This is a genomic window from Pseudomonas sp. HLG18, assembly GCF_051903985.1.
GTDB classification, from domain to species: Bacteria; Pseudomonadota; Gammaproteobacteria; order Pseudomonadales; family Pseudomonadaceae; genus Aquipseudomonas; species Aquipseudomonas fluorescens_BT.
Map to the genome: position 1 here is coordinate 4,932,577 of NZ_CP195831.1, position 20,291 is coordinate 4,952,867.

Annotated in this window: 17 protein-coding genes and 1 pseudogene; 7 read left to right on the forward strand and 11 right to left on the reverse strand. The window is 61.2% G+C overall.

Going from position 1 to position 20,291, the window contains the following annotated elements:
• Positions 1 to 21: 21 nt before the first annotated feature.
• Both ACSPX5_RS22785 and ACSPX5_RS22790 read left to right on the forward strand, forming a co-directional pair.
• Entirely contained in the window at positions 22 to 282 is a 261-nt protein-coding gene (locus tag ACSPX5_RS22785) for an accessory factor UbiK family protein (protein WP_007920416.1), read from the forward strand.
• A 395-nt stretch (positions 283 to 677) separates the two neighbouring features.
• Positions 678 to 1,205 (forward strand): BRO-N domain-containing protein, encoded by a 528-nt coding sequence (locus ACSPX5_RS22790; protein ID WP_439820303.1) that lies wholly within the window; start codon positions 678 to 680, stop codon positions 1,203 to 1,205.
• Positions 1,206 to 1,221: 16 nt separating this feature from the next.
• Here the strand turns inward: ACSPX5_RS22790 and ACSPX5_RS22795 are convergent.
• Positions 1,222 to 1,471: pseudogene (locus ACSPX5_RS22795) on the reverse strand (HigA family addiction module antitoxin); the annotation flags it as partial.
• Positions 1,472 to 2,235: 764 nt separating this feature from the next.
• Here ACSPX5_RS22795 and ACSPX5_RS22800 point away from each other — a divergent pair.
• Positions 2,236 to 3,729: a YifB family Mg chelatase-like AAA ATPase gene (locus ACSPX5_RS22800; protein WP_207865440.1), complete on the forward strand. Its 1,494-nt coding sequence runs from the start codon at positions 2,236 to 2,238 to the stop codon at positions 3,727 to 3,729.
• Positions 3,730 to 3,834: 105 nt separating this feature from the next.
• Here the strand turns inward: ACSPX5_RS22800 and ACSPX5_RS22805 are convergent, their stop codons facing one another.
• Together ACSPX5_RS22805 and ACSPX5_RS22810 are read right to left on the reverse strand one after the other, a co-directional pair.
• A complete protein-coding gene (locus ACSPX5_RS22805; RefSeq protein ID WP_207865439.1) occupies positions 3,835 to 5,811 on the reverse strand; it encodes a methyl-accepting chemotaxis protein in 1,977 nt (658 codons plus the stop codon).
• Between the two features lie 181 nt (positions 5,812 to 5,992).
• The gene (locus ACSPX5_RS22810; protein WP_169432442.1) at positions 5,993 to 6,913 is read right to left on the reverse strand and encodes a LysR substrate-binding domain-containing protein; all 921 of its coding nucleotides are present in this window, start codon (positions 6,911 to 6,913) and stop codon (positions 5,993 to 5,995) included.
• 158 nt (positions 6,914 to 7,071) lie between these two features.
• Here ACSPX5_RS22810 and ACSPX5_RS22815 point away from each other — a divergent pair, with 158 nt between their 5' ends.
• Positions 7,072 to 8,466: a NorM family multidrug efflux MATE transporter gene (locus ACSPX5_RS22815; RefSeq protein ID WP_207865438.1), complete on the forward strand. Its 1,395-nt coding sequence runs from the start codon at positions 7,072 to 7,074 to the stop codon at positions 8,464 to 8,466.
• Positions 8,467 to 8,508: 42 nt separating this feature from the next.
• On the opposite strand, the gene ACSPX5_RS22820 is transcribed toward ACSPX5_RS22815, so the two are convergent.
• Positions 8,509 to 10,179 carry a putative bifunctional diguanylate cyclase/phosphodiesterase gene (locus ACSPX5_RS22820; protein ID WP_169432444.1) on the reverse strand — a complete coding sequence of 557 codons (1,671 nt, stop codon included), beginning with the start codon at positions 10,177 to 10,179 and terminating at the stop codon, positions 8,509 to 8,511.
• Positions 10,180 to 10,442: 263 nt separating this feature from the next.
• Between ACSPX5_RS22820 and rep the strand changes: the two genes are divergently transcribed.
• On the forward strand, positions 10,443 to 12,452 hold the full coding sequence (gene rep / locus ACSPX5_RS22825) for a DNA helicase Rep (protein WP_039765244.1): 2,010 nt from the start codon (positions 10,443 to 10,445) through the stop codon (positions 12,450 to 12,452).
• Between the two features lie 58 nt (positions 12,453 to 12,510).
• The gene (locus tag ACSPX5_RS22830; protein WP_007920398.1) at positions 12,511 to 13,083 is read left to right on the forward strand and encodes a xanthine phosphoribosyltransferase; all 573 of its coding nucleotides are present in this window, start codon (positions 12,511 to 12,513) and stop codon (positions 13,081 to 13,083) included.
• A gap of 53 nt (positions 13,084 to 13,136) precedes the next feature.
• Here ACSPX5_RS22830 and ACSPX5_RS22835 read toward each other — a convergent pair whose 3' ends face one another.
• The 6 genes from ACSPX5_RS22835 to dadA form a co-directional block, all read right to left on the reverse strand.
• Positions 13,137 to 15,071 (reverse strand): acetyl-CoA hydrolase/transferase C-terminal domain-containing protein, encoded by a 1,935-nt coding sequence (locus tag ACSPX5_RS22835; RefSeq protein ID WP_439820304.1) that lies wholly within the window; start codon positions 15,069 to 15,071, stop codon positions 13,137 to 13,139.
• A gap of 136 nt (positions 15,072 to 15,207) precedes the next feature.
• Entirely contained in the window at positions 15,208 to 15,624 is a 417-nt protein-coding gene (locus ACSPX5_RS22840; RefSeq protein ID WP_034152043.1) for a c-type cytochrome, read from the reverse strand.
• Between the two features lie 182 nt (positions 15,625 to 15,806).
• Positions 15,807 to 16,355, reverse strand: a complete 549-nt coding sequence (locus tag ACSPX5_RS22845; protein ID WP_003229444.1) for a cupin domain-containing protein — start codon at positions 16,353 to 16,355, stop codon at positions 15,807 to 15,809.
• Between the two features lie 89 nt (positions 16,356 to 16,444).
• On the reverse strand, positions 16,445 to 17,518 hold the full coding sequence (gene alr / locus ACSPX5_RS22850) for an alanine racemase (protein ID WP_207865452.1): 1,074 nt from the start codon (positions 17,516 to 17,518) through the stop codon (positions 16,445 to 16,447).
• A 94-nt stretch (positions 17,519 to 17,612) separates the two neighbouring features.
• Positions 17,613 to 17,966: a RidA family protein gene (locus ACSPX5_RS22855; RefSeq protein ID WP_039765240.1), complete on the reverse strand. Its 354-nt coding sequence runs from the start codon at positions 17,964 to 17,966 to the stop codon at positions 17,613 to 17,615.
• Positions 17,938 to 19,242: a D-amino acid dehydrogenase gene (gene dadA, locus ACSPX5_RS22860; RefSeq protein ID WP_085708888.1), complete on the reverse strand. Its 1,305-nt coding sequence runs from the start codon at positions 19,240 to 19,242 to the stop codon at positions 17,938 to 17,940. Before dadA ends, ACSPX5_RS22855 begins: the two co-directional genes overlap by 29 nt.
• A gap of 154 nt (positions 19,243 to 19,396) precedes the next feature.
• On the opposite strand from dadA, the gene ACSPX5_RS22865 reads away from it, so the two are divergent.
• On the forward strand, positions 19,397 to 19,885 hold the full coding sequence (locus ACSPX5_RS22865) for an Lrp/AsnC ligand binding domain-containing protein (RefSeq protein WP_003177284.1): 489 nt from the start codon (positions 19,397 to 19,399) through the stop codon (positions 19,883 to 19,885).
• A gap of 4 nt (positions 19,886 to 19,889) precedes the next feature.
• On the opposite strand, the gene ACSPX5_RS22870 is transcribed toward ACSPX5_RS22865, so the two are convergent.
• Complete coding sequence (locus ACSPX5_RS22870) at positions 19,890 to 20,243, reverse strand: YkgJ family cysteine cluster protein (RefSeq protein ID WP_007954485.1); 354 nt, start codon at positions 20,241 to 20,243, stop codon at positions 19,890 to 19,892.
• Positions 20,244 to 20,291 lie beyond the last annotated feature (48 nt).

Consider the following 20,291-nt stretch of genomic DNA (forward strand, 5'->3'; position numbering starts at 1 on the left):
ATTGTTTCCAGGACATATCCCATGCTCGCGCCCAAAGACTTCCTCGACGCCCTGAGCGGCACCGCCTCCCGCCTGTTCAGCGGCGACACGCCCTTGCCAAAAGCCGAAATCGAAAGCCAGTTCAAGATGCTGCTGCAAAGTGCCTTCAGCAAACTGGACCTGGTGAGCCGCGAAGAGTTTGACAGTCAGATGGTGGTGCTGGCGCGCACTCGCGCCCGGCTCGAGAGCCTTGAGGCGAAGGTGGCGGAAATGGAGGCGAAGCTGACGCCGCCGGCTGAGTAACACCTCGTTTCTTTGTGAATGCCGCCCCTTGTGGGAGCGGGCTTGCTCGCGAATGAAGGTCGGAACGACCTTCCCGCCATTCAGGATTCGCTATCAACTCTCGGCAGAATCCTACAGCTTGCAACCCCGCCGTCCGATTGCGTCGTGAAGCCCTGATTCCTAAGCTCACCCAATGCTGAATGTTCAGCACTGGGTTTGGCGACCCGGAAGGCTTAAGGCGCATGACAAACATGATGGCGGCTATGTTTACCGCCACATCGAGTCATGGCGGTTGTGCGTGGGAGACCTTCGGGTCTGCCGGGTTCCTTTTGCTCCGGTTCGCCAACCTGCGTACGACTGCCACCCAATTGTTTGGCGACAATTGAGGGCAGCCCTAAAGCAAAAGGAGCTGTTCAATGAATAACGAAGAGACGTATCTCACTCCTCAGGTTTTCACCCGCCACAAACTCCCCCTCCACGCCCTGCTCATCCAGAACCAACCCTGGTTCTCCGCCCGCGACCTGGGCCGTCTGCTGCACATTTACCTCAACGAACGCATGCTGCGAAAACTCGACCCCGACCAATACCAAACCCGCAAAACCCTGATCCACAACCAGATCGAAAACACCCTCCTGATCAGCGAATCCGGCATCTACGCCCTCCTCGTCTATCACTACTGCCCCGAATACCGTGCCCTGCGCGAATGGCTCACCCATCAGGTCATCCCCACCCTGCGCGACGCCCAGCACCCCACCACAAGCGAACGCCCACAGCTAAGCCTTCTGAATTGGCCCGAGATGTCGTTGAGTTTGCTGCACTGGAATAACCAGCCGTGGATTCGGTTGCAGGATGTGCCGTTGATGGTGGTAGAACGGGAAAAGCTAAAGCGCCCAGAACCGGGCACTTGGTGGAAGAGGGCTTCGCGGATGCTGCAATCGCTATAGGCCCGCATCCCGGATGCTGGGCCCTGCGTAAATCGCAAGTCGACTGAAGACTCATCCAGAACTCAGGCGGGGTGTTGAGGTGGATGGCCAGCCTGATTGCCAGATCGGCGCAGATCCTGGAGCTGGCATTTCACAAGCTTCTCGATCTCGATTTCAGGCCAGTTCGTGGGCATGGCCAAGTCCATGACAGGCATGCCCAACGGCTCCATGAACTCCTTATTCAGAACCTCGCCGGGATGAATCGAGCGCATACCATTGCGGTTCATTTTTCGCCTCCAGAGGCTGCATTGAGTGGTCAAACTGGAGCATCCGATTTTGCAATACAAGACCGTCGAGTCGCTTTCACTAGCGTCCTACAACTATTAGGGCATGCCCCTACAAAAATCGGCGTCTACGCCTGGTTATGCAGTCCTTACACCTGTCATTACATTGGCAAACGAAAATTCACCCATCAGGATGGAGGTCTCTGTGAAGGATAAAAAGAGGAAGACAAAGCTACTTCTGATTGTTGAACTACACCTTGAAGCACTCCGACTGGCTGGAAATATGTCAGCCAATCAACGGAGGTTTATTGAAGTCGCCCTTACGTGCGGACCTGAGCTTGAGCCAAGCGGTCTGTTGGCAGGCAGAAGATACTGAATCAGAAAAAGAAAAAGGCGTCCGACAGGACGCCTTTTTTGTATTTGGAGGAGTAGTCGCAGCGATTCTTTAGCTCCTGGCTTTACGGCCTTGGGTTCAGAATCCGACGGGCTGGCCCGTCGTCACTACTTCAGAGAAACCAGCTTCTCTACTGCCAAAAATGCGGGGGAGCCTTGCTGGTGCCCAGTCCCGACAGATGCGCAATTGCAGTCCTCGAGCGCGAGAATCCTTTAATACTTCTCGAGAGTCAACGCTTCAGCGTGAGTGCATAGGCCCGCACAACCGCTTTCTGATACGTCTTGTAAACCTCTACTCAAACGCTAGAACCCCGCTCAACTACCCTTCAAAAACCCGCAGGAAGCGGCCCCTCGATTCAACTCAAGGAACGACCATGTCCCTCGCCATCGTCCACAGCCGCGCCCAGATTGGCGTGGATGCTCCCGCCGTCACCGTCGAAGTTCACCTGGCCAACGGCTTGCCCTCGCTGACCATGGTCGGCTTGCCCGAAGCGGCGGTGAAAGAGAGCAAGGACCGGGTGCGCAGTGCGATCATCAATTCCGGGCTGCAGTTTCCGGCGCGGCGGATCACCTTGAATCTGGCGCCGGCGGATCTGCCCAAGGATGGCGGCCGGTTCGATCTGGCGATTGCGCTGGGGATTCTGTCGGCGAGTGTGCAGGTGCCGACGTTGACGCTCGATGACGTGGAATGTCTGGGTGAGTTGGCGCTATCCGGCGCAGTGCGGGCGGTACGCGGGGTGTTGCCGGCGGCGCTGGCGGCGCGCAAGGCCGGGCGGACGCTGGTGGTGCCACGGGCGAATGCCGAGGAAGCGTGTCTGGCGTCAGGATTGAGGGTGATCGCAGTGGATCATCTGCTCGAGGCCGTGGCGCATTTCAACGGGCATACGCCAGTCGAGCCTTATGTCTCGGATGGGCTGATCCATGCCGCCAAACCCTATCCCGACCTGAATGAAGTCCAGGGCCAACTGGCCGCGAAACGAGCGCTGCTGATTGCCGCGGCCGGCGCGCACAACCTGCTGTTCAGCGGGCCACCGGGGACGGGTAAAACGTTGCTGGCCAGTCGATTGCCGGGGTTGCTGCCACCGCTGGCCGAGAGTGAGGCGCTGGAAGTGGCGGCGATTCAATCCGTCGCCAGCGGCGTCCCCCTGACTCACTGGCCACAGCGCCCGTTCCGCCAACCGCATCACTCGGCCTCCGGGCCGGCGCTGGTCGGCGGCAGCTCAAAACCGCAACCCGGCGAAATCACACTCGCCCACCACGGCGTGCTGTTCCTCGACGAACTGCCGGAGTTTGATCGCAAGGTGCTGGAGGTGCTGCGCGAACCGCTGGAATCCGGCTGCATCGTGATCGCAAGGGCCAAGGAACGGGTGCGGTTTCCCGCGAGATTCCAGTTGGTGGCGGCGATGAATCCCTGCCCCTGTGGATATCTTGGCGAGCCGAGCGGCAAATGCTCGTGCACACCGGACATGGTGCAGCGCTATCGCAACAAACTGTCGGGGCCGTTGCTGGACCGGATCGATTTGCACCTGACGGTGGCGCGGGAGGCCACAGCGTTGAACCCTGCGGTGAAACCGGGAGAGGACAGTGCCAGTGCGGCGGCGTTGGTCGCCGAAGCCCGCGAGCGCCAGCAAAAGCGCCAGGGCTGCGCCAATGCGTTTCTCGATTTGCCAGGGCTGAAGAAGCACTGCAAGTTATCCACAGCCGATGAAACCTGGCTGGAGACCGCGTGCGAAAGATTGACCTTGTCTCTGCGCTCGGCGCACCGGCTGCTCAAGGTCGCGCGGACGCTGGCGGATCTGGAAAAGTGCGCGGATATCAGTCGCGAGCATCTGGCCGAAGCGTTGCAGTATCGGCCGGCGACTCAGTAAGTGCCGAGATTGTGGCGAGCTCAAACGCGAGCAGGCTCGCTCTCACAGGTTCAACGCGAATCCTGTGGGAGCGAGCCTGCTCGCGATAGCTATTTCAAAAACACTTCAACGGAAGCGGTCGACCTCTTGGCGCAGGTCGGCTGCCAGGCCTTCCAGCTCCTTGGCGGTGATCGCCAGGTTCGACACCACTTCGCGCTGTTCGCTGTTGGCCATCGCAATGCTCTGCAGATTGCTGCTCAACAACGTCGCGGTGCTGCTCTGTTCCTGGGTCGCCGTGGTGATTGCCGCAAACTGCTGCCCGGCCGAACGGCTCTGCTCATCGATCCGCGCCAGCGCCGACGCCACGTTGGCGTTACGCGACAGGCCTTCCTGCATCAGCAGGTTGCCCTGCTCCATGGTGCTGATGGCGTTGCCGGTTTCCTGCTGAATGCTGTGAATCATGCTGGAAATTTCATCCGTCGCCTGACGGGTACGCGAAGCCAGGCTGCGCACCTCGTCGGCCACCACAGCAAAGCCGCGACCTTGCTCGCCAGCACGGGCCGCCTCGATGGCAGCGTTGAGTGCCAGCAGGTTGGTCTGTTCGGCAATCGAGGTGATCACGCTGACGATGCCGCCGATTTCCTGGGAGCGCTGACCCAGGGTGTTGATCACGGTCGCCGTGGTGTTCAGCGCGCCGGCAATCTGCTCCAGCGAGGACGACGCTTCTTCCATCGAGCTGCGACCGATCTGGGTCTGCTGGGCATTTTCCTGGGCCAGACGCTGGGTGTTGCCCATGTTGTCGGCAATGTTCAGCGAGGTGGCGGAGAACTCTTCCACCGCGCCGGCCATGCTGGTGATTTCGCCCGACTGCTGCTCCATGCCTTCGTAAGCGCCACCGGACAAACCGGACAGCGCCTGGGCACGGCTGTTGACCTCTTCCGAGGCGCGGCGGATGTGCTCGACCATGGTCGACAGCGCCTGGCTCATCTGATTGAAGGCGCGGGCCAGTTGGCCGATTTCATCGTTGCTCGACACGTTCAGACGCACGCTCAGATCACCGGCACCCAAGGCTTCAGCCTGACGCACCAGATCGCCCAGCGGCGCCAGTTTGCTACGCAACAACCAGACTACGGAGCCGACCGCCAGCAGCATCGCCAGCAGGCTGCCGATGGCCAACTGAGTGCCGACGCTCCAGGTCACCGCGCGGATCTCGGCTTTCGGCATGCTCGCCACCACCGACCACGGGCCGCCTTCGAACGGCACGGCGATGCTGTAGAAGTCTTCGGACTTGTCGCTCCAGAACCGGCCTTTACCCGGTGCTTTCGCCAGACCGTTGATCACCGGGACCGCTTGATCCAGCGCCTGTACGCCGGCCGGCGCCACCAGCCACTGGTTCTTTTCGTCCAGCAGCGCCAGCGAGCCGGTCTGGCCGATGCGGAAGCGCTTGAGGTTGTCGAACTGGGCGTTCTGCGCGTCGGTGTAATCGAAACCGACGAACAACACCGCGATCACCTTGCCGCTGCTGTCGCGCACCGGGGTGTACTGAGTCATGTAGGAACGATCAAACAGCAGCGCACGACCGACGTAGCCCTGCCCCGCCATCAACTTTGCGTAGGCCGGGTGAGCGTGATCAAGCAAGGTGCCGATGGCGCGGCTGCCGTCCTGCTTGGTCAGCGAGGTGCTGACCCGCACGAAGTCTTCGCCGCTGCGCACAAACAGCGTGGCAACGCCCGCCGTCATCTGCTTGAACTCGTCGACTTCCTTGAAGTTGTTGTTCAACACTTCGCTGCCCAGGTGCAGGCCCGGGGTCTGGGTGCCCGCCACGCTGACCGGCTCGTCCGGGTGAATGCTCAGGCCCGCGCTGAAGCGCTTCTCGAACAGCCCGCTGAGGCGCTGGGTGCTTTCACGCAGCGTGCCGTGGAAGGTACTCAACTGGTCGGCGAGCAGGCGGGCTTCGCTGGCCAGGTGTTCTTCACGGGTGGCGAGGTTGGCGGTATCCAGCGAACGCAGGGCGAACACCGTACTGCCGCTGATGACTATCGCCAGTATCACGGCGAGCGCGAGGCCCAGCTGCGAGGCGATCCGAGCGCGAGGTTGAGACATGGACAGCTCCTGGCCGAGTCTGCGGATCCTCCCTGATCGCGGCTCGGAAAATTCTAATAATGGGGGTGATGCGTGGAACCGGCACGACGGTTCCACTTGGACATATTCGGCGGTAAACGCGAATACTTGAGCGCACAGCAGGGGTATGGCCCCGGGCCTGCATTGTGGCGGCTCGAACGTTTCAGCTCAAGCGCGCGACCTGCGGCAGCACCATGGCGTGGACTTCGCCTTGCAGGAAGTCGCTGAGTCGGCGCAAACGTTCACCTCCCGGACGGGTCTTTGGCCACACCAGGTAATAATTCAGTCCGCTGGCAACCGCCGTTGGCCACGGCAGACTCAGGCGCCCTTGCGCGACATCCTCGGCCACCATCAGCAGATCGCCCATGGAAACCCCATAGCCACGGGCGGCCGCAATCATCCCGAGTTCCAGGGTATCGAACACCTGCCCGCCCTTGAGCGACACCTGATCGGACAGACCCATGTGCTCCAGCCAGCTGCGCCAGTCGCGACGATCCGGGGTCGGGTGCAGCAATTCGGTGGCGGCCAGTCGCGCCACATCCCAGGGCTGGTCATTAAGCAGGTTGGGCGCCCCGACCGGGATCAGTTCTTCCGGGAACAACAAACTGGCCTCCCAGTCCGGCGGAAAATGCCCGTCGCTCAACAGCACCGCGCAATCGAAAGGCTCGTTGTTGAAGTCCACCGAGTCCACGTCCATCCAGGCACTGGTCAGCTGCACCTCGTTACCCGGCTGCAAATGGCGGAAGCGACTGAGCCGCGCCAGCAGCCAGCGCATGGTCAGGGTCGATGGGGCTTTCATGCGCAGGATGTCGTCTTCGGCACGCAACGTATTGCAGGCTCGCTCAAGCGCCGCAAAACCTTCACGGATGCCGGGCAACAGCAGGCGCGCCGATTCGGTCAGTTGCAGATTGCGTCCGCTGCGATGGAACAGCCGGCAAGCGAAGTGCTCTTCGAGCGTGCGGATATGCCGGCTGACCGCACTCTGCGTAATCGAAAGCTCTTCGGCTGCGCGGGTGAACGAGCTGTGGCGTGCCGCCGCTTCGAATGCACGCAGGGCATACAAGGGTGGAAGACGACGGGACATGCACAGCACTCCAATGGCGGGATTGCGCCAACTTAGCAGAATCGCGGCAGGATGAGTTTTAATCATGCCACCCATCCTTTTTATCCCTTTGTGCAACCTGCGCCAAACCCTGAGAATCGACGGTCTCTTGCTCCCTCTTTTATAAGGATGTGAACACCATGCAGCGTCCTGTGCATAACGAACTCTGGGCCATCCTGCGGCTGGCGGGGCCGTTGATCGCCTCGCAGTTGGCGCACATGCTGATGGTGCTGACCGACACCCTGATGATGGCGCGCCTCAGTCCCGAAGCACTGGCCGGCGGCGGTCTGGGAGCGGCGAGCTATTCATTCGTGTCGATCTTCTGCATTGGTGTGATCGCGGCGGTCGGCACCCTGGTGGCAATCCGTCAGGGCGCCGGCGACATTCTCGGCGCCGCCAAGCTGACCCAGGCCGGACTGTGGCTGGCGTGGCTGATGGCGCTGGGCGCCGGGCTGCTGCTGTGGAATCTGAAACCGGTGCTGTTGCTGTTCGGCCAGACCGAGACCAACGTCAACGCCGCCGGGCAATTTCTGATCGCACTGCCGTTCGCCCTGCCCGGCTATCTGAGCTTCATGGCCCTGCGCGGTTTCACCAGTGCCATCGGCCGGGCAACGCCGGTGATGGTCATCAGTCTCGCCGGCACCGTGGCCAATTTCCTGCTCAATTACGCGTTGATCACCGGCATGTTCGGCCTGCCGAAACTGGGGCTGACGGGGATCGGACTGGTTACGGCGATTGTTGCCAACTGCATGGCGCTGGGGTTGGCGTGGCATATCCGTCGGCATCCGGCCTATGACGCTTACCCGCTGCGCCAGGGCCTGTCGCGGCCGAACCGGCAGTACCTGAAAGAACTCTGGCGCCTGGGCCTGCCGATTGGCGGCACCTACGCGGTGGAAGTCGGCCTGTTCGCCTTCGCGGCCCTGTGCATGGGCACCATGGGCAGCACCCAACTGGCGGCGCACCAGATTGCCCTGCAAATCGTTTCGGTAGCGTTCATGGTGCCGGCGGGCATGTCCTACGCGATCACCATGCGCGTCGGCCAGCACTACGGCGCCGGACAACTGGGCGATGCGCGGATGTCGGGCCGGGTCGGCATCGTCTTTGGTGCAGTGGTGATGCTGGGGTTCGCGATGGTGTTCTGGTTGCTGCCGAATCAGTTGGTCGGCTTGTTCCTCGACCATAACGACCCGGCGTTTGCCGAGGTGATTCGTCTGGCCGTCAGCCTGCTCGCCGTGGCAGCGTGGTTCGAGCTGTTCGACGGCACCCAGACGATTGCCATGGGCTGCATCCGCGGACTCAAGGATGCCAAGACCACTTTCCTGGTCGGCCTCGGTTGCTACTGGCTGATCGGCGCGCCGGCAGCATGGCTGATGGCGTTCCACTTGCACTGGGGACCGACCGGCGTCTGGTGGGGTCTGGCGCTGGGGCTGGCGTGTGCGGCGATCAGCCTGACGCTGGCGTTCGAATGGAAGATGAAGCGGATGATTCGACTGGAACCGCAATCTCAAGGCTTCAAAATCGCTCAGCCCGAGTGAGTTTCCCTGCGGGAGCACGCTCGCTCCCACAGGGATTTGAGGCTAAACCACGATCCCCAGCGGAGGCTGGCTGGCGTCAGCAATCAGATAGTCAACCAGCTCCGCCAGTGGCAACGGCTTGCTGATCAGGTAACCCTGCACCTGATCGCAGCCGAATCCGCGCAACAGATCCAGTTGCTCCCGGGTTTCCACCCCTTCGGCCACCACCTCCAGGTGCAGGTTGTGGGCAAGGTTGATCATCGCGTGCACCAGTTTGCGGTTCTCTTCGCGCTGCTCCATGCCGCCCACGAAGCTCTTGTCGATCTTCAGCAAGGTGATCGGCAGGCTGTTGAGGTGCACGAACGACGAGAACCCGGTGCCGAAATCATCCAGCGAGAACCGCACACCGAGGCGACCGAGGGCGTCCATGGTTTGCTTGACCAGATCGCTGCGACGCATCACGGCGGTTTCGGTGAGTTCGAATTCCAGCCATTGCGCCTCAACCCCGCGCTCCGCAATCAAACGGCTGAGGGTCGGCAGCAACTGGCTGTCCTGGAACTGGCGGAACGACAGGTTGATCGCCATGTGCAGCGCCGGCAATCCGCGTTCGCGCAAGGCCTGCATGTCGCGCAGGGCCCGGGAAATGACCCAGTAACCCAGCGGCACGATCAGACCGCTCTGCTCGGCCAGCGGCACGAATTCGCTCGGCGGCAGCAGACCGCGTTCACTGTGACGCCAGCGCACCAACGCCTCGAGGCCGACGATCTGGCCGTCCTGCAGGTTCAGGCGCGGCTGGTAATGCAGCTCCAGTTCGTCGCGGCGCAGCGCCCGGCGCAACTCACTTTCGAGGTCGGCAATGCTCCGGGCGTTGCGGTTGATCCGTTCGTTGAAGATGTGAAAGGTGCAGCCTTGAGTGCTCTTGGCCTGCTGCATGGCAATGTGCGCGTGCCACATCAATGGATCGGCCCCCCCCTGCGCACGGGCATGAGCGATGCCCAGACTGGAACCGATCAACAGGCTTTCACCGTCGATCCAGTAAGGCTCGGCCAAGGCTTCGGTAATACGCTCAGCCATCCATTCGGCCCGTTGCGGGGCGCGACGGGTGTCGATCAGCAGGGCGAATTCATCGCTGCCCAGACGCGCCAGTTGATCGCCGGCCTCCAGCTGACTTTTCAGCCGGGCGACCACTTGCAGGATCAAGCGGTCGCCGGCCTGGTGGCCGAGGGCATCGTTGGCGTAGCGGAAGTTATCGAGATCGAGATGGCCGAGGGCCAGGCCACGGCCGTCATTTTCGGCAAGGCGCGCCGCCAGCAAGGTCTGAAAGCCCTGGCGGTTGGCGATACCGGTCAGCGGATCCTGCTCCGCCAGACGTTGCAAGGTGTTTTCCAGCACGCCGCGTTCGCGCACATGGCGCAGGCAACGCCGCAGCATGCCGGCATCGAGGGCATCGAACACCAACCAGTCGCTGACGCCGTCGGGCGCGGTCGCCGGTTCGTGCTCCAGCAGCAACACCGTCGGCAGGTTGCACCGGCCGGGCGCCGGCTGCAACGCGGGAACAGTCAACAGCACCGCATGGCGGTTGTCTTCGAACAGAGTGCTGACCGACTCCCAGCTTGGCGCGCTGATCAGCACCGCTGCGCTCCCCATCGGAGCCAGACACTCGCGCAATAACGCTGTCCACGCTGGCTCTTCGGCCAGTAGCAGCAAACGCAAGGGTTCGACAGGCGTAGACAAGCTGACTCCCTAGACTCTGCAATGATGTGGGCGGCGGGCATTATGCCGTTGCGAAGAACAATGACCAATGACAACGGTTATCAAAACGTTATTTTGTGTCACGAATGAGTACATTAGCCGCAAAATCACCGCGCATCCTGCGTGAAAGTAACAAAACCGGCAAATTTGAATCGCGTGGTACGTCACAAGTCGGAGAGAGCAGCACAAATCGCTGAGCCTGTTAAAATGCCGGCCCATTTCGTCAACGACTCCCGAATTTTCGTATGTCCCGACTCAATCCCCGGCAGCAAGAAGCCGTGAACTACGTCGGCGGCCCTCTATTGGTGCTCGCCGGTGCCGGCTCCGGCAAGACCAGCGTGATCACCCGCAAGATCGCGCACCTGATCCAGAACTGCGGCATTCGCGCCCAGTACATCGTCGCCATGACCTTCACCAACAAGGCCGCGCGGGAGATGAAGGAACGGGTCGGCACCCTGCTGCGTCCAGGTGAAGGTCGCGGCCTGACCGTTTGCACCTTCCACAACCTGGGCCTGAACATCATCCGCAAGGAACATGAACGACTGGGCTACAAACCCGGTTTCTCGATCTTCGACGAAACCGACGTCAAGTCGCTGATGACCGACATCATGCAGAAGGAATACGCAGGCGACGACGGCGTCGACGAGATCAAGAACATGATCGGCGCCTGGAAAAACGACCTGATCCTGCCAGCCCAGGCCCTGGAAAACGCCCGCAACCCCAAGGAACAGACCGCCGCCATCGTCTACACCCACTACCAACGCACGCTCAAGGCGTTCAACGCGGTGGACTTCGACGACCTGATCCTGCTGCCGGTGAAGCTCTTCGAAGAGCACGCCGACATCCTCGAAAAGTGGCAGAACAAGGTGCGTTACCTGCTGGTCGACGAATACCAGGACACCAACGCCAGCCAGTACCTGCTGGTGAAAATGCTCATTGGCAAGCGCAACCAGTTCACCGTGGTAGGCGACGACGACCAGTCGATCTACGCCTGGCGCGGCGCGCGGCCGGAAAACCTGATGCTGCTCAAGGACGATTATCCGTCCCTGAAAGTGGTGATGCTGGAGCAGAACTACCGCTCCACCAGCCGCATCCTGCGCTGTGCCAACGTGCTGATCTCGAACAACCCGCACGAATTCGAAAAGCAGCTGTGGAGTGAGATGGGCCACGGCGACGAGATCCGAGTGATCCGCTGCCGCAACGAGGACGCCGAAGCCGAGCGCGTGGCCATGGAAATCCTCAGCCTGCACTTGCGCACCGACCGCCCGTACAGCGATTTCGCGATCCTCTATCGCGGTAACTATCAGGCCAAGCTGATCGAGCTGAAACTGCAGCACCACCAGGTGCCGTACCGTTTGAGCGGCGGCAACAGCTTCTTCGGCCGCCAGGAAGTGAAAGACCTGATGGCCTACTTCCGCCTGATCGTGAACCCGGACGACGACAACGCCTTCCTGCGGGTGATCAACGTACCGCGCCGGGAAATCGGCTCGACGACCCTGGAAAAACTCGGCAACTACGCCACCGAACGCAAGATTTCGATGTACGCCGCCACCGACGAACTCGGCCTGGGCGAGCATCTGGACAGCCGCTTCACCGATCGTCTGTCGCGCTTCAAGCGCTTCATGGACAAGGTGCGCGAGCAATGCGCCGGCGAAGACCCGATCTCGGCCCTGCGCAGCATGGTCATGGACATCGACTACGAGAACTGGCTGCGCACCAACAGTTCCAGCGACAAGGCCGCGGACTACCGGATGAGCAACGTCTGGTTCCTGATCGAAGCCTTGAAGAACACTCTGGAAAAAGACGAAGACGGCGAAATGACCGTCGAGGACGCCATCGGCAAACTGGTCCTGCGTGACATGCTGGAACGTCAGCAGGAAGAAGAGGACGGCGCCGAAGGCGTGCAGATGATGACCTTGCATGCGTCCAAAGGTCTGGAATTCCCCTACGTGTTCATCATGGGCATGGAAGAGGAAATCCTCCCGCACCGCTCCAGCATCGAAGCCGACACCATCGAAGAAGAACGCCGCCTGGCCTACGTGGGCATTACCCGTGCGCGCCAGACCCTCGCGTTCACCTTCGCCGCCAAGCGCAAACAGTACGGCGAGATCATCGACTGCGCGCCCAGCCGCTTCCTCGATGAGCTGCCGCCGGACGACCTGGCCTGGGAAGGCAACGACGACACACCGACCGAAGTCAAAGCCGTGCGGGGCAACAGCGCACTGGCTGATATACGCGCGATGTTAAAGCGCTAGAATTGACCACTTTTTTACTAGACCTTCGGCGCACAAAGCGCCAACAGAGGACAGCTTCATGGAAGCATTGCACCAGAAAATCCGCGAACAAGGCATTGTGCTTTCCGACCAGGTCCTGAAGGTCGACGCCTTCCTGAACCACCAGATCGACCCGGCCCTGATGAAGCTGATCGGCGACGAATTCGCCTCGCTGTTCAAGGATTCCGGCATCACCAAGATCGTCACCATCGAAGCGTCGGGCATCGCCCCGGCGATCATGACCGGTCTGAACCTCGGCGTCCCGGTGATCTTCGCCCGCAAGCAACAGTCCCTGACCCTGACTGAAAACCTGCTGTCGGCGACCGTTTACTCGTTCACCAAGAAGACCGAAAGCACCGTCGCCATCTCCCCGCGTCACCTGACCAGCAGCGACCGCGTGCTGATCATCGACGACTTCCTGGCCAACGGTAAGGCGTCCCAGGCGCTGATTTCGATCATCAAGCAGGCCGGCGCCACCGTCGCGGGCCTGGGCATCGTGATCGAGAAGTCGTTTCAGGGCGGCCGTGCGGAGCTTGATTCGCAGGGTTACCGCGTCGAGTCGCTGGCTCGCGTGAAATCGCTGAAGGATGGCGTGGTTACTTTCATCGAATAACCCGGCTTCATCGCATTATCCCTGTGGGAGCGGGCTTGCTCCCACAGTTGGTTTTACGGTGAATACAATTGCGCGGTGGCCTTCAGGCCACTGAGCAACAACCGTTGAAACAGGTCTTCCTTCAGGCCTTCCGGATGGGTGAGCTGCATGCGCGCCAGATGCTCCGGATACAGCGAAGCCTCAGGCGCGTCCAGCGCTGCCTTGCCCAGTTCCAGAATCTCGGTCAGCTTGAACTTGCTCTTGAGCCAGTTCAGCGCCCGCAACAGATCCTTCTCGACCTCAGTGAAATCGCAGCCCAGCGGATACTCCGGAAACAGGTTCGGATGCCGTGCGGCAATCGCCTGCAAGCGTTGCGGCGTGTTGTCGGTAAAGCGCGGATCGAGTCGAAAATCCTTCGGCAGCTTGCCGACCTTCTGCGCCTGTTCGATCAGGCCCTGCTGGAAGCGTGAGTCGCTGATATTGAGCAACGCCTCGATCACCACTGCATCGGACTTGCCGCGCAGATCGGCGATGCCGTACTCGGTCACCACGATGTCGCGCAGGTGCCGTGGAATCGTGCAGTGGCCGTACTCCCAGACAATGTTCGAACTGACGTCACCGCCGGATTCGCGCCAGCTGCGCAGCAGCAGGATCGACCGCGCATCGTGCAACGCATGGCCCTGGGCGACGAAGTTGTACTGCCCGCCGACGCCGCTGAGCACCCGACCATCCTGTAGCTGATCGGACACCCCTGCCCCGAGCAGGGTCATGGTGAATGCGGTGTTGATGAATCGAGCATCAATGCGCTGCAGGCGCTTGAGCTCTTCCTGACCGTACAGCTCGTTGATGTAGCTGATGCGGGTCATGTTGAATTCAAGACGTTTGCTGTGGGGCAGTTCGCGCAATCGCTCATAGAAACTGCGCGGTCCGAGGAAGAAACCGCCGTGCACTGAAATGCCGTCGGTTTGCGCGGCCTCGTCGAGGGTGCCGGCGTTGGCCTGTTCCTGAGTCTGCACGTCAGGGTAGACCTTGCGCCGGATGATCCCCGCGTCCGCCAGTACCAGCAGGCCGTTGACGAACATTTCGCTGCAACCGTAAAGGCCTTTGGCGAACGGCTCGATGCCGCCCTCGCGTTCGATCAGTTGCGCCCACTGGCTGAGATTCATATCGCCCAGCAACTCCCGGTAGCCGGTATTGTCGGCCTGACGCGCCAGCAACGCGGCGGTCAGCGCATCGCCCATCGAACCGATACCGATCTGCAACGTGCCGCCGTCACGCACCAACGTACTGGCGTGCAGGCCGATGAAGTGATCCTGAAAGCCGACGGGCATGTTCGGCGTGGAAAACAGTGTGCTGCTGTCCTTTTCGTCGATCAGCAGGTCAAAGGTATCGATATCCACTTCGGCGTCGCCGGGCATGTACGGCAACTCCGTGTGCACCTGACCGACCAGCAGTATGGTCTCCCCCGCCGCCCGGCGTTTGGCGATCATCGGGAACAGGTCGAGAGTGATGTCCGGGTTGCAGCTCAGGCTCAGGCGATCGGGATGTTCACTGCTGCTGGCGAGCAACTGCGCCACCAGGTTCAGGCCGGCGGCGTTGATGTCACGGGCGGCGTGGCTGTAGTTGCTGCTGACGTAATCCTGCTGGGCCCGCGCGCTGTTGAGCAGACTGCCGGGCTGCATGAAAAATTGCTCGATACGGATGTTGGCCGGCAGGCTGTCGCGGCGCAGGTCAGCAAGAAACTCCAGCTCCGGGTAATCACCGAACACCCGCTCGACGAAGGGTTCGATGAAGCGCTTTTGCAAACCATCGCCCAGGGCAGGACGGCCGAGGCACAGGGCGGTGTAGATCGTCAGCTGCCGTTCAGGCAATCCGGCAACCCGCCGGTACAGCGCGTTGACGAAGGGATTGGGTTTGCCCAGCCCCAGCGGCAGGCCCATGTGGATGTGCGCCGGCAACCGTGCCAGTACGTCGTCCACTGCTTGTTCGATCGAACACAACTGCACCATCTGAAGCCTCCTGCCCGTTCCGTGAATAGGGGTACGACCGAGATTGCCGGTTGTTTGCTGCAATGAACAGCCTAGAGCCTGAATCGCAGGTACAAAAAAACCGTCCGAAGACGGTTTTTTTCGTCAGAAGCGCGCCTTACTTCAGGCCGGACATCTTCTGGATGGCGCCCTTGAGCTCATCATCCGAGCAGTCGGCGCAGGTGCCTTTCGGAGGCATGGAGTTGATACCGGTGATGGCCTTGGCCAGGATGCCGTCGAGGCCGCCCTGGTGATCGGCGCGCTCTTTCCATGCTGCGGCGTCACCGATTTTCGGTGCACCCAGCAGGCCGGTGCCGTGGCAAGCGTTGCAATGTTTGGCAATCACTTCATCCGGCGTCTTGGCGCCGCCACCGCCGCCCGCCGAAGCAGCGACTTCCATCCCCTTGCACTCTTGCCCTTGAACACAGACCTGGCCGACGGGCTCGAGGCGTTTGGCAATGTCGTCATTCGTCGCAGCTTGAGCGCTGACAGCCCAGAGGGCCAGTACGGTTGCTGGTGCAGCCAGCATTTTCATAATTAGATTCACGCGTTCACCCTCAATGGTGGCTATTCACGCCTGCGGCCACGGTTCGCAGGCGGGCGCAAGTATAGCGGGTAGCCCGCCACACTGAAACAACCCCAAAGTTAAAGGGGTCTTGTTGCGCATCGGTCAAACAGTCCGGACACCTTTGCCGCAGTGGCCTGGCGTCTCTCGGTTTAAAAGTTCGCCGGCGTGGCTGCGCTGATTAGTCGCGCCGGCGCGTCGAACGGATTACGGAAACGATGCGGCTTGGTACTTTCAAAGTAGTAGCTGTCGCCGGCTTCGAGGATAAAAGTTTCAAGGCCCACCACCAGCTCCAGGCGCCCCTCCACCAGAATTCCGGTTTCTTCGCCTTCGTGGGTGAGCATTTCTTCGCCGGTGTCGGCGCCCGGTGGATAGATTTCGTTGAGAAACGCGATGGCTCGGCTCGGGTGTGCGCGGCCGACCAGTTTCATGGTCACGGCGCCGTCGGAAATGTCGATCAGCTCGTTGGCCTTGTAGACGATCTGGGTCGGTTTTTCCTGGAGGATTTCTTCGGAAAAGAACTCGACCATGGACATGGGAATCCCGCCCAGCACCTTCCTCAGCGAACTGATCGAAGGGCTGACGCTGTTCTTTTCGATCATCGAAATGGTGCTGTTGGTGACGCCCGCGCGCTTGGCGAGTTCACGCTGGGAAAGCCCTTTGAGCTTGCGGATCGATTGCAGTCGTTCACCGACGTCCAAGGCTTGGGCCTCCTGAGTGTTGTAGAAATATTGAGCGTTATCATGGCGACAGCGTTCAGTATTTACAACACTTGGGCCCGGCCCGGGCTTCAACCCCCGGAATAGAGCCTTGGCACCCGGCGCAGGTTGCAGAAGATCTGGTACGCAATGGTATCCGCCCACTTCGCCACGTCACTGGCGAGGATGTTCTTGCCCCACAGCTCGACGGTCGAACCCAGGCCGGCTTCCGGCACATCGGTCAGGTCGATGCACAGCATGTCCATCGACACGCGGCCCAGAATGCGGCTGCGCTTGCCAGCGACCAGCACCGGGGTGCCGGTCGGCGCCTGGCGCGGATAGCCGTCGGCGTAACCCATGGCGACCACGCCGATGCGCATCGGTTTGTCAGTGATGAATTTGGCGCCATAGCCCACCGGTTCACCGGCAGGCAGTTCACGTACGCTGATGACTTTCGACTCCAGCGTCATCACCGGTTGCAGGCGCTCGGCCACAGCGTTGGCTTCTTCGAAAGGGGTGGCACCGTAAAGCATGATGCCCGGACGCACCCAGTCGCTGTGAATCTGTGGCCAGCCCAGTACCGCCGGCGAGTTACGCAGGCTGACTTCGGCTGCCAGGCCCTGACGTGCCGCTTCAAACACTGCAACCTGATCGGCGCTGCTCTGCTCGTGCAGCTCATCGGCACGGGCGAAGTGGCTCATCAGCACGACTTTCGCCACTTTGCCGCTGGCCAGCAGACGCTGGTAAGCCGCCGGGTAATCCTTGGGATGCAGGCCAACACGGTGCATGCCCGAATCGAGCTTCAGCCACACAGTGATCGGTTTGCTCAACGTCGTCTGTTCGATCGCTTCGAGCTGCCACAGCGAATGCACCACACACCAGAAATCGTGCTCGACGATCAGCGCCAGCTCATCGGCTTCGAAAAAACCTTCAAGCAACAGCACCGGCGCACGAATGCCAGCGGCACGCAGCTCCAGGGCTTCTTCGATACAGGCCACCGCGAAGCCATCCGCTTCAGCCTCCAGCGCCTGGGCACATCGCACTGCGCCGTGGCCGTAGGCATCGGCCTTGATCACCGCCAATGCCTTGGCACCGGTGACTTCGCGGGCGATACGGTAGTTGTGACGCAGGGCTTGAAGGTCGATCAGGGCACGGGCAGGACGCATGGCAGCAGACTTCTTGGCGGTCATGGAATAAAAACCGGCGCTGGCTGGCGGCGTGAACCGCCAACAGCACCGGGAGAGGGATCTTTACAACGGGTTACGGCAACGCGGCGACGATGGAGATCTCGACCAGGATGCTCGGCTTGGCCATCTTCGCTTCAACCGTGGCACGGGCCGGCGCGGCGCCTTTGGGCAGCCACTGATCCCACACCGAATTCATGCCGGCAAAGTGCGCCTCGATGTCGTTCAGATAGATCGTCGCCGACAGCAGATGCTGTTTGTCGGTGCCGGCCAGATCGAGCAGACGCTCGATGTTGGCGAGTACGTCGCGGGTCTGCTGTTCGACACCGGCGTTGAAGTCATCGCCGACCTGCCCGGACAGATACACCGTACCGTTGTGGCTGACGATCTGACTCATGCGCTCATTGGTGAGCTGGCGCTGGATTGCCATGCTTTGCGGACTCCTGGGTCTTGTTGCCATAACGGGAAATATCGAGGCCTTCGGCGCTGATCTGCGGCTTTTTCTTCGCCATCAGGTCAGCCAGCAAGCGACCGGAGCCACACGCCATGGTCCAGCCGAGGGTGCCGTGACCGGTGTTCAGGAACAGGTTCTTGAACGGGGTGGCGCCGACGATCGGCGTGCCATCCGGCGTGGTTGGACGCAGACCGGTCCAGAAACTCGCTTCGGCCAGATTGCCGCCCTGAGGATAAAGGTCGTTGACGATCATCTCCAGGGTTTCGCGCCGACGCGGGTTGAGCGACAGGTCAAAACCGGCGATCTCCGCCATGCCGCCAACGCGGATGCGGTTGTCGAAACGAGTGATCGCGACCTTGTAGGTCTCGTCGAGGATGGTCGAAGTCGGGGCCATGGCCGGGTTGGTGATCGGCACGGTCAGCGAGTAGCCCTTCAACGGATAGACCGGGGCCTTGATACCCAGCGGCTTGAGCAGTTGCGGCGAGTAGCTGCCGAGGGCCAGCACGTAGCGGTCGGCGGTTTCCAGCTTGCCGTCGATCCACACGCCGTTGATGCGGTCACCGGCGAAGTCGAGGCGCTGGATGTCCTGGTTGAAACGGAATTCCACACCCAGGTTCACGGCCATTTCGGCGAGGCGGGTGGTGAAAATCTGGCAGTCGCCGGTCTGGTCGTTCGGCAGGCGCAGGGCACCGGCGAGGATGTCGGTGACGCTGGCCAGCGCCGGCTCGACGCGGGCAATGCCGGCGCGGTCGAGGACTTCGAACGGTACGCCGGACTCTTTCAGGACGGCGATGTCCTTGGCGGCGCCATCAAGCTGAGCCTGGGTGCGGAACAGCTGGGTGGTGCCCAAGCTGCGGCCTTCGTAGGCGATGCCGGTTTCGGCGCGCAATTCGTCGAGGCAGTCGCGGCTGTACTCGGACAGACGCACCATGCGCTCCTTGTTCACCGCGTAACGGTTGGCGGTGCAGTTGCGCAGCATCTGCGCCATCCACAGGTACTGGTCGATGTCGGCGGTGGCCTTGATCGCCAGCGGCGCGTGGCGTTGCAGCAGCCATTTGATGGCCTTGAGCGGAACGCCCGGCGCGGCCCACGGCGAGGCGTAGCCCGGCGAGACCTGGCCGGCGTTGGCGAAACTGGTCTCCATGGCCGCGGCGGGCTGCCGGTCGACCACCACCACTTCAAACCCGGCACGGGCCAGATAGTAAGCACTGGCGGTACCGATGACGCCGCTACCCAAGACCATAACGCGCATTTTTGTATCCCTCTCGCGGCGTGCCGCGTACGTCTGTTGTCAGAGCAATGATGCGCGCAGTGTAAAAAAGATTCGCCAGTGCTTTTCACTGTATAAGCGCCTATATTTGGCGACAATTCTCGGCAAAAACCCTTTTCACGGAGGCGCATCCCCTATGCGTACCAATACTCAGACCAAACGTGAGCTGGACAAGATCGACCGCAACATCTTGCGGATCCTGCAGGCGGACGGGCGGATATCATTCACTGAACTGGGCGAAAAAGTCGGGCTCTCCACCACGCCCTGCACCGAGCGGGTGCGACGCCTGGAGCGTGAGGGGATCATCATGGGCTACAACGCCCGCCTGAATCCGCAGCACTTGAAGGGTAGTCTGCTGGTGTTCGTCGAGATCAGCCTCGACTACAAGTCCGGCGATACTTTCGAAGAGTTCCGACGCGCGGTGCTGAAATTGCCCCACGTACTGGAGTGCCACCTGGTGTCAGGGGATTTCGACTATCTGGTGAAGGCGCGGATTTCCGAGATGGCCTCGTACCGCAAGCTGCTGGGCGACATCCTGCTCAAGCTGCCGCACGTACGCGAATCCAAGAGCTACATCGTGATGGAAGAAGTGAAAGAGAGCCTGAGCCTGCCGATTCCGGACTGAACGCTCAGACCAGCACTTGCCGGTTCTCGGCCATGTACTCGAACACCTGCTTCTCGACCCGTGGGTGAATCAGCTCCACCGGCCGACGGCCGTTGGGGCACGGCAAGGTCTGGGTGGTGCCGAACAAGCGGCAGATCAGCGGCCGTTCGTCATACACCGTGCAGCCGTTCGGCCCCAGGTGCACACAGTTGAGTTCTTCCATGGCCGCGTCCTGCTCGGCGCGAGTCTTGCGCGGCAGGCGGGACATTTCCTCGGGCGAGGTGGTCACCGGCCCACAGCAGTCATGACAGCCCGGCACGCACTCGAACGTGGGAATCTGCTGACGCAGGGTGCGGATTTTCTGACTGTTGCAGCTCATTGCAGCGGTAACCGGAGCGAAATAGGCGGCAATTGTGCCGCAAAAGCC

Coding starts and splice junctions, on each gene's coding strand:
- alr (WP_207865452.1), bottom strand. CDS start 17,518: ATGCGTCCTGCCCGTGCCCTGATCGACCTTCAAGCCCTGCGTCACAAC.
- ACSPX5_RS22840 (WP_034152043.1), bottom strand. CDS start 15,624: ATGAAAATGCTGGCTGCACCAGCAACCGTACTGGCCCTCTGGGCTGTC.
- ACSPX5_RS22805 (WP_207865439.1), bottom strand. CDS start 5,811: ATGTCTCAACCTCGCGCTCGGATCGCCTCGCAGCTGGGCCTCGCGCTC.
- ACSPX5_RS22835 (WP_439820304.1), bottom strand. CDS start 15,071: ATGGTGCAGTTGTGTTCGATCGAACAAGCAGTGGACGACGTACTGGCA.
- ACSPX5_RS22815 (WP_207865438.1), top strand. CDS start 7,072: ATGCAGCGTCCTGTGCATAACGAACTCTGGGCCATCCTGCGGCTGGCG.
- ACSPX5_RS22800 (WP_207865440.1), top strand. CDS start 2,236: ATGTCCCTCGCCATCGTCCACAGCCGCGCCCAGATTGGCGTGGATGCT.
- ACSPX5_RS22810 (WP_169432442.1), bottom strand. CDS start 6,913: ATGTCCCGTCGTCTTCCACCCTTGTATGCCCTGCGTGCATTCGAAGCG.
- ACSPX5_RS22870 (WP_007954485.1), bottom strand. CDS start 20,243: ATGAGCTGCAACAGTCAGAAAATCCGCACCCTGCGTCAGCAGATTCCC.
- rep (WP_039765244.1), top strand. CDS start 10,443: ATGTCCCGACTCAATCCCCGGCAGCAAGAAGCCGTGAACTACGTCGGC.
- ACSPX5_RS22785 (WP_007920416.1), top strand. CDS start 22: ATGCTCGCGCCCAAAGACTTCCTCGACGCCCTGAGCGGCACCGCCTCC.
- ACSPX5_RS22830 (WP_007920398.1), top strand. CDS start 12,511: ATGGAAGCATTGCACCAGAAAATCCGCGAACAAGGCATTGTGCTTTCC.
- dadA (WP_085708888.1), bottom strand. CDS start 19,242: ATGCGCGTTATGGTCTTGGGTAGCGGCGTCATCGGTACCGCCAGTGCT.
- ACSPX5_RS22790 (WP_439820303.1), top strand. CDS start 678: ATGAATAACGAAGAGACGTATCTCACTCCTCAGGTTTTCACCCGCCAC.
- ACSPX5_RS22865 (WP_003177284.1), top strand. CDS start 19,397: ATGCGTACCAATACTCAGACCAAACGTGAGCTGGACAAGATCGACCGC.
- ACSPX5_RS22855 (WP_039765240.1), bottom strand. CDS start 17,966: ATGGCAATCCAGCGCCAGCTCACCAATGAGCGCATGAGTCAGATCGTC.